This is a genomic window from Adhaeribacter sp., assembly GCF_057359045.1.
Window position 1 is genome coordinate 1 of sequence record NZ_JBMQUD010000050.1, and the last position, 8,995, is coordinate 8,995.

10 protein-coding genes are annotated in these 8,995 nt (G+C 41.3%); 6 read left to right on the forward strand and 4 right to left on the reverse strand.

Annotated features, from left to right (window positions below; genetic code table 11):
- Positions 1 to 488: 488 nt before the first annotated feature.
- From ACO1R6_RS09070 to ACO1R6_RS09085, 4 genes are all read left to right on the forward strand, one after another.
- Positions 489 to 923: a tail fiber domain-containing protein gene (locus tag ACO1R6_RS09070; protein WP_486264074.1), complete on the forward strand. Its 435-nt coding sequence runs from the start codon at positions 489 to 491 to the stop codon at positions 921 to 923.
- 224 nt (positions 924 to 1,147) lie between these two features.
- Positions 1,148 to 2,395: a serpin family protein gene (locus ACO1R6_RS09075; protein WP_486264075.1), complete on the forward strand. Its 1,248-nt coding sequence runs from the start codon at positions 1,148 to 1,150 to the stop codon at positions 2,393 to 2,395.
- Positions 2,396 to 2,789: 394 nt separating this feature from the next.
- On the forward strand, positions 2,790 to 3,404 hold the full coding sequence (locus ACO1R6_RS09080) for an outer membrane beta-barrel protein (RefSeq protein WP_486264077.1): 615 nt from the start codon (positions 2,790 to 2,792) through the stop codon (positions 3,402 to 3,404).
- Between the two features lie 12 nt (positions 3,405 to 3,416).
- Entirely contained in the window at positions 3,417 to 4,067 is a 651-nt protein-coding gene (locus ACO1R6_RS09085; protein WP_486264079.1) for an outer membrane beta-barrel protein, read from the forward strand.
- Between the two features lie 117 nt (positions 4,068 to 4,184).
- Here ACO1R6_RS09085 and ACO1R6_RS09090 read toward each other — a convergent pair whose 3' ends face one another.
- The 4 genes from ACO1R6_RS09090 to rplU all read right to left on the reverse strand — a co-directional run bounded on the left by ACO1R6_RS09090 (position 4,185) and on the right by rplU (position 6,876).
- The gene (locus ACO1R6_RS09090) at positions 4,185 to 5,120 is read right to left on the reverse strand and encodes a M90 family metallopeptidase (RefSeq protein ID WP_486264081.1); all 936 of its coding nucleotides are present in this window, start codon (positions 5,118 to 5,120) and stop codon (positions 4,185 to 4,187) included.
- 115 nt (positions 5,121 to 5,235) lie between these two features.
- Entirely contained in the window at positions 5,236 to 5,979 is a 744-nt protein-coding gene (bamJ, locus tag ACO1R6_RS09095; protein ID WP_486264083.1) for a BamJ family beta-barrel-assembly machinery protein, read from the reverse strand.
- Positions 5,980 to 6,279: 300 nt separating this feature from the next.
- Positions 6,280 to 6,552, reverse strand: coding sequence for a 50S ribosomal protein L27 (rpmA, locus tag ACO1R6_RS09100; protein ID WP_146899955.1), 273 nt, complete (start codon positions 6,550 to 6,552; stop codon positions 6,280 to 6,282).
- Between the two features lie 12 nt (positions 6,553 to 6,564).
- Positions 6,565 to 6,876, reverse strand: coding sequence for a 50S ribosomal protein L21 (gene rplU, locus ACO1R6_RS09105; RefSeq protein WP_146899958.1), 312 nt, complete (start codon positions 6,874 to 6,876; stop codon positions 6,565 to 6,567).
- Positions 6,877 to 7,260: 384 nt separating this feature from the next.
- Here rplU and ACO1R6_RS09110 point away from each other — a divergent pair, with 384 nt between their 5' ends.
- On the forward strand, positions 7,261 to 8,220 hold the full coding sequence (locus tag ACO1R6_RS09110; protein ID WP_486264086.1) for a ribonucleoside-diphosphate reductase small subunit: 960 nt from the start codon (positions 7,261 to 7,263) through the stop codon (positions 8,218 to 8,220).
- Between the two features lie 188 nt (positions 8,221 to 8,408).
- On the forward strand, positions 8,409 to 8,995 hold a 587-nt coding region (locus ACO1R6_RS09115), incomplete at its 3' end, for an ATP cone domain-containing protein (RefSeq protein ID WP_486264088.1).

Consider the following 8,995-nt stretch of genomic DNA (forward strand, 5'->3'; position numbering starts at 1 on the left):
TACAATACTGATTTTTAAGTAAAATTTATTCGGTTTAGGTAGGCTGCACAATTCCGGATAACTTTAATTGTTTATAAAAAATTTATTTATACAGGTGTAGTACATTGGCTTGTACCAAAGTTGGTTTTGCTGCCATTATCTTAAATTAACAGAGTACCATTCGCATGCCGGTTGGCTATATTAATTCGTTACTTTCAGAACTAAATTTTAAAGAGATCTTTTTTACTTTTCTCATTTCCAGTAAGCTAGCAAGTCTGGTTTTACAATTTTTTAACAGATTCCTGTATAAAATAAATATTATTTTGTCCTGCTGGTAAATGCGGCTAGTACCTTGCGCAGGTTCGGCCAGAATTGTTTAAAAAATTAAAAAACAATGTTTATAAACAAATTTTAATCTTATTTTAATGTTAGTTTAATACCCGTTTAATCAAGCTGTGGTAATTTTGGTATATTAAAATAAATCAATTTTATATCTTAAAGCCGATAAAATGATATCTTATAATAAAATTAAAGTTTTTGTAACCATCGTGGCCCTTTTTAGCCTGAGCCACATTGCTTTTGGGCAACAGGTAACCGATAAAGATTTAAAAACAAACGTAGAGCCAGTAAAGAATGCCCTGGAAGCTGTTCAGCAACTGGAGCCGAAAAGATTTGAGTATAACCGCGATAAGTATACCAAGCTTAAATTGCCGGCCGGTCAGCATTATGGTTTCCTGGCCGAAGATGTACAGCGGGTGCTGCCCGAGTTGGTTAGTTCTAAATCAGAGTCGGTAATGGTAGGTAAAAACAAGTACCAAACCACTACCGTGAAAGATACGGACCTGGTAAGCCTGATTCCTTTGCTGGTAGCTGCCATTCAGGAGCAACAGCAAGAAATAGAAAAATTAAAGCAACAAATACAGTCTACCTCATCAACCAAATAACAGCTAAGTTTTATTTACTTTCCTATTAAAAGCCACGGGTTAGCCGGTGGCTTTTTTGTTTAGCCGGGTAGTTAAATTAGTTGGTAGCAAATTTTAAACTGCGTTTGGGTAACAGAAAAAATTAGCTTGCAACCATTTAGCCCGTTGCCGGGTCATGCTGATGTAAACAAAAGTCTGGATACCGGTAAGGACTTTTGAGAATGTTAAATTAAACTAGAAATGGTATGAACCTGCAATTATTTAAAAAAACTATATGGGGAGCCGCCGGCGCTTTATGCCTGCTAAGCTCCTGCCAGAGAGATGCCCTGACTCCTGGCCAGAACAATACACCAGAACTGCGGCCGCTGGCAGCCCAGGAAGTTAAAACGGTAAGCAGCGCCAACGATTTTGCTTTCCGGGCTTTTACCTCTTTACGTGCCCAGGAATCCGATAAGAATATATTTATATCGCCGTTTAGTATTTCGGCGGCCTTAACCATGACCTATAATGGTGCTGATGGCTCTACCAAGACGGCTATGCAACAGACTCTGGGTTTTGAGCCGCTTACCGACGAAGAAATAAACCAGTCTTACAAAAGCTTATCGGAACTATTGGTAAATATCGATAAGAAAGTAACTTTTACTACGGCCAATTCTATCTGGTTCGCCCAGCAGTATAGCTTGCAGCAGCCCTTTATTCAAAATAATAAAACGTACTTCGATGCTACCGTGCAAGCCCTCGATTTTTCGGCGCCGGCGGCTAAAAACACCATTAACGGTTGGGTAAAAGATAAAACCAAAGGCAAAATAGAAGACATTATCCAGGAAATCCGCAGAGATCATGTCATGTTTCTGGTAAACGCCATTTACTTCAAAGGCACCTGGACGTATCCTTTCGATAAAGCCTTAACCAAGAAAGCTCCTTTTCGGCAAGAAGATGGCAACACCGTTAGCGTAGATTTCATGACCCTGAAAAAAGGCCGTTACTTGTACTACCAGGATGCCAGTAAACAAGTGATTGATTTGCCTTATGGTAATCGCCAGTTTAGTATGACCTTAATTGTACCTAAAGGACAAAACACCCTGCGGGAGATAACCCATAACCTGAATGGCAGCCAATTAAATAACTTGTTAACCAATGCCGATAGTACCGGCTTGGAGCTACGCCTGCCTAAATTTAAACTGGAATATAAAAAAGAGCTTAGCGAAACCTTAACGGCTTTGGGTATGGGCGAAGCCTTTAGTGGTAAAGCCAACTTTAGCCGCATGTTGGCGGGCAATAACAACAACCTGGCTATTAGTGAGGTAATGCACAAAACGTTTGTAGAAGTAAACGAAGAAGGTACCGAAGCTGCCGCGGCTACCTCGGTGGGTATTGAGTTAACTTCGTTGCCGCAAGCTATTTTGGTAGATAGGCCTTTTATATTCTTAATCCGTGAAAAGGCTTCCAATGCCATTCTGTTTATTGGTCAGTTAACCCAGCCTAATCCTTAAAAGCACTTAATTTTTTAACAGCCCTTAAGCCCTTGCTTCTGTACCTATGGAGCAAGGGCTTTTGCTTTAGTTAACCGGCTAATCTAAACAGGATGGTTTTATCTTATTACCCTGAATTATAGTTTTGGTGAGGAAAGTTTAAGTTTGATTGGTGGGGAAATAATTACTCGTGAGAGGCTGTTTAAGGCTTAATAAAATAAATAGAACTATTGTAATTTAGAATATGTAAATTTTAAATATATGGCTCAGTATTTGTTAAAGTAAATACGATTAATCCAGTTCTGGATTCTATCGGTTAGCACAGCGCTATTGAGCCGGGTATGGTTAAAAAGTTGGTAAGGCAACAAGGCAATTCTTACACCAGAAATTTTTGTTTCACTTTAACTATACCTGTATGAAAAAAAAAGTAGTTGCCTTCCTTTTCTTTGTTTTTGCCTGTATTCCACTTGCTGGTTTTGGGCAAATTAACCCCGGTACATTTGTATTAGGCGGTGGATTTAGTTATTACAACAGTAACGTACATAATTCAGACGATAAAACGCAGGGGTTTTCTGTTTCTCCATCAGTTGGGATTTTTGTAGCGAATAACTTAGCGGTAGGCTTAGGTATAGCCATATATTCCAATAAAAATATTGAAAATTCAAAGGAAACATTTAAGTACTCGGAAAGCTTAATTGGTCCTTTTGTACGTTATTATAAATTTTTGGGAGAAAAGACAGCTCTTTTTGGTAATGTTGGTTTAAACTTTAGTAAAACAAAAAGTCGAGAAACAGATATTTCTATTGAAAACAAAGGCATAGCAGCAGTCTTTACACCCGGTATATCTTATTTTGCTTCCTCTAAAATAGGCCTGGAGGTGTCTTTGGGATCAATTGGGTACAATAGAAATATATCAGAAGCAGCCAATACAGTAGACCAATTATCGGAAGGGAAATCTTCTGGTCTCAGCCTTAATTGGGGATTAAGTAATGTAGCTCTGGGTATTAAGTTTTATTTAGGTCGGAGATAAAATTTGATGCTGATGAAAAAGTTCTTATTTAGTCTAGGGCTTTTACTTGCCCTATCGTTTGCAGCCAATGCCCAAACCCAGGCCGGGAACTTTATAGTTGGTGGCGCAGTGGGTTGGTCAAATATCAACAATGAATTTGATATTCTAAACAGCCCTAATTCAAACTTTAATGAGTCCGAACAAAACGAGCTAAGACTACAACCCAAAGTTGGTTTATTCCTGAAAAGCAACCTGACAATGGGTTTATTTTTAGATTATAATTATATTAAATATAAGTTTAGGTTGGTAAGCGATTTACAAAATAATACTGGCTGGAGTACCAACAGTACTTTAACGGGGGGGGCATTTATACGCAAATATTTTCCGCTAAACGAAAGGTTCTCATTCTATGGCGAGGGCATGTTGGGTTATGCCACAGTTAAAAGCAAAAGTGAAAGTAACATGGGTGTTGGTTATACTTGGCCTACATGGGGAGTAGCCGCTATTATAAGGCCTGGCCTGGCTTTTTTTGCAACAAATAAGCTGGGAATTGATCTAACGGTGCAGGGCTTACAATACAATATCTGGAAGACCAAAGATGTGAAAAGATTATACGGTACGCTTGATACCCGTTTTTATTTACCCTATTTAAATTTTGGTATTAACTTTTATTTAAACCGGTAAATAAAATTATTAGAAAGCCCTTTCTGTACGCTTTAAGGTAAGTGTGCAGAAAGGGCTTTTGGCTTTTAGAATCACTTTAATTAAACAAACGGTTTAAGATTTAAGTGAACAGATCTTTTATCCATTCTTATCGGGTTGTTGCTGGAAAATAGCGCTGAGGTACTTGTATAGTTCCGGGTGTTTTTCCGAAAATTTATCGGGATTATCAAAGAAATATTCGCTTACCACGGCCAGAAATTCGGCATTGTTGGTGAGGCCGTAAGGGTTTATGTCGGATTTGCCTTTTTTTATTCTTTTTACTTCGGCTTTAATTACCTGCAACCACGGTAGGGTGTAGGTGTTCGCTAAAAATATTTCCGGCAGGCCATCTACCGCGCCATCGGCCATGTCCAGCAAGTGCACAAATTCGTGGATACCTACATTATAGCTGTCCTGGCGGCGGAAGCCAGCCAGTAAATCGGGTTTAGAAAGCAGTAAGGTGTTGTTCATAAAACCATTGCCCACCATACCGGCAATATTTTGGTTATGGCCTTCTTCCCGCACCGTCTGAAAATTATGGTCGAAAGAATTGGGGTAAACCAGTACCTGCTTTAAGTTGGGATACTCAAAATACGGAAAAGCAAACGTCGGAATAATGGCACTGGCCGCTACCAGTAACCGGATGGTAGCGTCTATTTCGGTACTAATGCCTTCAATCCGTTTTTCGGCTAGGAAAAACTGCACCCGCTGGTTAAAAATAATTTTGCTTTCGGAGTCCAGGTTGGCGTAAAAAGTAGAATTGTTTTCCAATATATTTTGCCAGGTTTCCGGAAAAGGCGTTTGTAGCAATTGCAGGCGGCGGTAATATTTTTTGTTAAACCGCCGGTGCAGGGTATAAATGAGCACCAAAGAAACCACGCCCAGCATAATGGCTGGCTCCGGCTTACCATAATACCCAATAAATACGCAAAACAGGCCGGCCATGGCCGCATACACAAGGGCGTGCCGGAAGCTTTTATTTATCCGCCGGTGGTAATACGCTTTAAAATCTGCTTTTTTCTCCGGTACAGTCATAAGTAATATTTTGACACCTGTAATATATGTAAGCTAATCGGGTTCTTATAAATGCTTTACTGGTAAAATTACCAATTCAGGTGCTAAAATATTGCCCAATAGTGCTGGGGCGGAGCTATTTACCTTTTTGGCTGGTAATTTCCAGTAACTCCACCTCAAAAATCAAGGTCGCCCCACCCGGAATATCGCGACCGGCACCCGAGTCGCCGTACGCTAAAGCGGCCGGAATGTACAGGCGCCATTTGCTACCGGCCGGCATTAACTGCAAGGCTTCGGTCCAGCCCGGAATTACACCGCTTACCGGCAACGTAATAGGCTCACCGCGCGAATACGACGAGTCAAATTCTTCTCCGGAGAGTAATTTGCCGGCGTAGTGTACTTTCACGGTGTCGGCGGCGGCGGGTTTAGCTCCCTGACCGGCAGTTAAAATTTCGTATTGCAATCCGCTGGCAGTTTGGGTAATACCGGCTTTCTTTTTATTCTGCTCTAAAAATTGCCGACCCTTTTCTTTTTCGGCGGCAGCCTTTTTGGTAAAACTACTACGGGCAAAGCGTTCCATTACAGCGTTAGCCTCCGGCATACCATATAAGGTAGGGGTGCTTTTGAGGGTTTGTTCAATGGCTTTATTCAATAAAGCATAGTTAAGGGCGGTGGCACCCTGCGATTTCAGAAATGCCCCTACCGAAATGCCCATAGCATAACTCAGGCTGTCAGTTTGGTTTTGGGGCGTTAATGTTGGGGCTGGTTTTTTGCTGACCGCCGGTGCAGCCGGTTTTTTAGCGGGTGCCGGTTTGGTGGTCTGGGCCTGGGCGGCTAAGGTACCGAGCAGCAACAAGGGCAAAATAATTTTTTTAAACATCTTAAATAGTAGACTAGTAGGGCTATAACTAAAGTTAATCCGGTAAAGTTAAAGCAGAACAATTTAAAAGTGGTGGTTATTTTTGTTTGTCTTAAGAAGTAGGCCGTGGTAGCCAAAACCCAAACAACTTCCTGAAAAAACTGGCCTTGGCTTATACTTTTACCTGTATCTAAGCCCAGAATAAATTAAATATTGCCCGGTTATTTCAGGGTGGTTTGCCAAAGCGTAAAATTTAAGCCCAACAAAAAAGGGAAGCCGTTAAAAGCTTCCCTTTTCTATTATAATAGCGATAAAACTAAATTACGCTTCAGCGGGCGCCTCTACAGGCAGTACTGATACGTAAGAACGGTTTTTAGCACCTTTTTTAAATTCAACAACGCCATCAGCTAAAGCAAATAAGGTGTGGTCTTTTCCTAAACCAACATTTTTGCCAGGGTGGTGTGCTGTACCCCGCTGACGAACAATAATATTACCAGCAATGATGGCCTGGCCACCATAAATCTTCACGCCCAGTCGTTTGCTATGCGATTCACGACCGTTGTTAGACGAACCTGCTCCTTTTTTGTGTGCCATTTTCTTATAAGATTAAAACGGTAATGCGTCAATTAAAACTTTGGTAAATTGTTGGCGGTGACCATTTTTCTTTTTGTAACCTTTGCGACGTTTCTTTTTGAAAACGATCACTTTGTCACCTTTTACATGGCCAAGTATTTTACCGGTTACTTTAAAGTTATCAACAAGCGGTGCGCCTACAGTTACCGTTCCGTTGTTGTCGGTTAATAATACATTGGCGAACTCTACGGCGTCACCTTCATTGCCGGAAAGCTTATTGGTATAGACGAATTTACCGCCTTCTACCTTGGTCTGACGACCAGCGATGTCTACGATTGCGTACATGTTGCTTTCTTTTGTTTTGATAATTAGGGTGCAAAATTAACAGGAATTATGGAAAGGGCCAAACAACCAATAGTTTATTTTGTTAGAAACACGAATATAGCCCATTTTATATGTGTAGTTTGAGGATAACTAAGTAGTTGTTACGGATAAACTTGTGGATAAATCAATATTTAATCAACATAAGTCGCTGTATAACTTGTGGAGAAATAAACCTTTTTTAGGGCGGTATAAAAAGGGGTTGTTCCGTATATTTGACTCAACGATTCGCTTAAATACCCCCGGCATATCCCGGAATATTTACTAAAATGCAAAGGTAAGTAAAAGTGAATCAAAGGGTTAAATATTAATCTTTCTAAAATTAACTGATAAATTAAAGAGCAAAGCATGGAGCCAATCTTAGAAGAAAACCCGAATAGGTTCGTCCTGTTCCCGATTCAGCACGACAATGTGTGGCAGATGTATAAAAAGGCGGAAGCAAGTTTCTGGACGGCCGAAGAGATTGATCTTTCGCAGGATCAGAAAGACTGGGAACGTCTGAACGACGGCGAGAAACATTTTATCTCGCACGTGTTAGCTTTCTTTGCCGCCTCGGATGGTATTGTAAACGAGAACCTGGCCATTAATTTCATGCAGGAGGTTCAGATTCCGGAAGCCCGTTGTTTTTACGGTTTCCAGATTATGATGGAAAATATCCACTCCGAAACCTACTCTTTATTAATAGATACTTATATAAAAGATCCGGTAGAAAAAGACCGCCTCTTTAACGCCCTCGAAACCGTGGATTGCGTGAAGAAAAAAGGCGAATGGGCGTTGAAGTGGATTAACTCCGAAAACTTTACCGAGCGCCTGATTGCTTTTGCCGCTGTAGAAGGTATTTTCTTCTCGGGGTCGTTCTGTTCTATCTTCTGGCTGAAGAAACGCGGCTTAATGCCTGGTTTAACTTTCTCGAATGAATTGATTTCCAGGGACGAAGGATTGCACTGCGATTTTGCATGTTTGCTGTACTCGATGCTGCAAAACAAGTTGTCGGAAGAGCGCGTACAAACCATTATACGGGACGCTGTTTCTATTGAGCAGGAGTTTGTAACCGATGCATTGCCCGTTGACTTGATAGGAATGAATGCCAAATTAATGAGCCAATATATTGAGTTTGTTGCAGACCGCCTCCTGGTGGCGCTTGGCTGCTCTAAAATCTACAACGCTACCAATCCATTCGACTTTATGGAAATGATTTCGCTGCAGGGTAAAACCAACTTCTTTGAGAAGCGCGTGGGCGAATACCAGAAAGCGGGCGTAATGAGTGAGCGGACGGACAACGTCTTCTCGCTCGACGAAGATTTTTAACCTAAACCTTTAGCGATGAGGAACCTGAAAAAAAGAAACTTAAAACTTCTGTCCCTTTCAGGTTCCTTCGTCCACTTTTATTTTCAACGTTTTTTAATAATCAATGTACTGTTACACCGGCTTTTAACCGGGTGCAGGGGGTGTATTGCTTTGTTCTTTCCACAACCTTTTAATTCCTCTTTTAGCCTATGTTAGTTATAAAACGAGACGGCCGACGCGAATCGGTTAAATTTGATAAAATTACCGCCCGGATAGAAAAGTTGTGCTACGGGCTGCACATGGAATTTGTGAGTCCGATTGAGGTGGCCAAAAAAGTGATTGATGGTATTTACGATGGCGTAACCACCGTAGAACTCGATAACCTGGCCGCTGAAATTGCCGCTTCCATGACTACCAAACACCCGGATTACGCTATTCTGGCCGCCCGGATTGCCATTTCTAACCTGCACAAAGTAACGGCCAAGTCGTTCAGCAGCACCATGAAACGGCTGTATACTTACGAAGACCCCAAAACCGGAGAAAACGCCTCGTTGCTGGCCAAAGATGTGTACGAAGTAATCCGGAAGCACGCGGCCTTGCTCGATTCCAGCATTATTTACGACCGCGACTACAACTACGATTATTTTGGTTACAAAACCCTGGAGCGCTCTTATTTGCTGCGCTTAGATGGTAAAATTGTAGAGCGTCCGCAGCACATGCTCATGCGGGTAGCCATTGGTATTCATAAAAACGACATTGAGCAGGCCATCGAAACCTACAACCTGATGTCGGAGAA

Coding starts and splice junctions, on each gene's coding strand:
- ACO1R6_RS09070 (WP_486264074.1), top strand. CDS start 489: ATGATATCTTATAATAAAATTAAAGTTTTTGTAACCATCGTGGCCCTT.
- ACO1R6_RS09075 (WP_486264075.1), top strand. CDS start 1,148: ATGAACCTGCAATTATTTAAAAAAACTATATGGGGAGCCGCCGGCGCT.
- ACO1R6_RS09080 (WP_486264077.1), top strand. CDS start 2,790: ATGAAAAAAAAAGTAGTTGCCTTCCTTTTCTTTGTTTTTGCCTGTATT.
- ACO1R6_RS09085 (WP_486264079.1), top strand. CDS start 3,417: ATGAAAAAGTTCTTATTTAGTCTAGGGCTTTTACTTGCCCTATCGTTT.
- ACO1R6_RS09090 (WP_486264081.1), bottom strand. CDS start 5,120: ATGACTGTACCGGAGAAAAAAGCAGATTTTAAAGCGTATTACCACCGG.
- bamJ (WP_486264083.1), bottom strand. CDS start 5,979: ATGTTTAAAAAAATTATTTTGCCCTTGTTGCTGCTCGGTACCTTAGCC.
- rpmA (WP_146899955.1), bottom strand. CDS start 6,552: ATGGCACACAAAAAAGGAGCAGGTTCGTCTAACAACGGTCGTGAATCG.
- rplU (WP_146899958.1), bottom strand. CDS start 6,876: ATGTACGCAATCGTAGACATCGCTGGTCGTCAGACCAAGGTAGAAGGC.
- ACO1R6_RS09110 (WP_486264086.1), top strand. CDS start 7,261: ATGGAGCCAATCTTAGAAGAAAACCCGAATAGGTTCGTCCTGTTCCCG.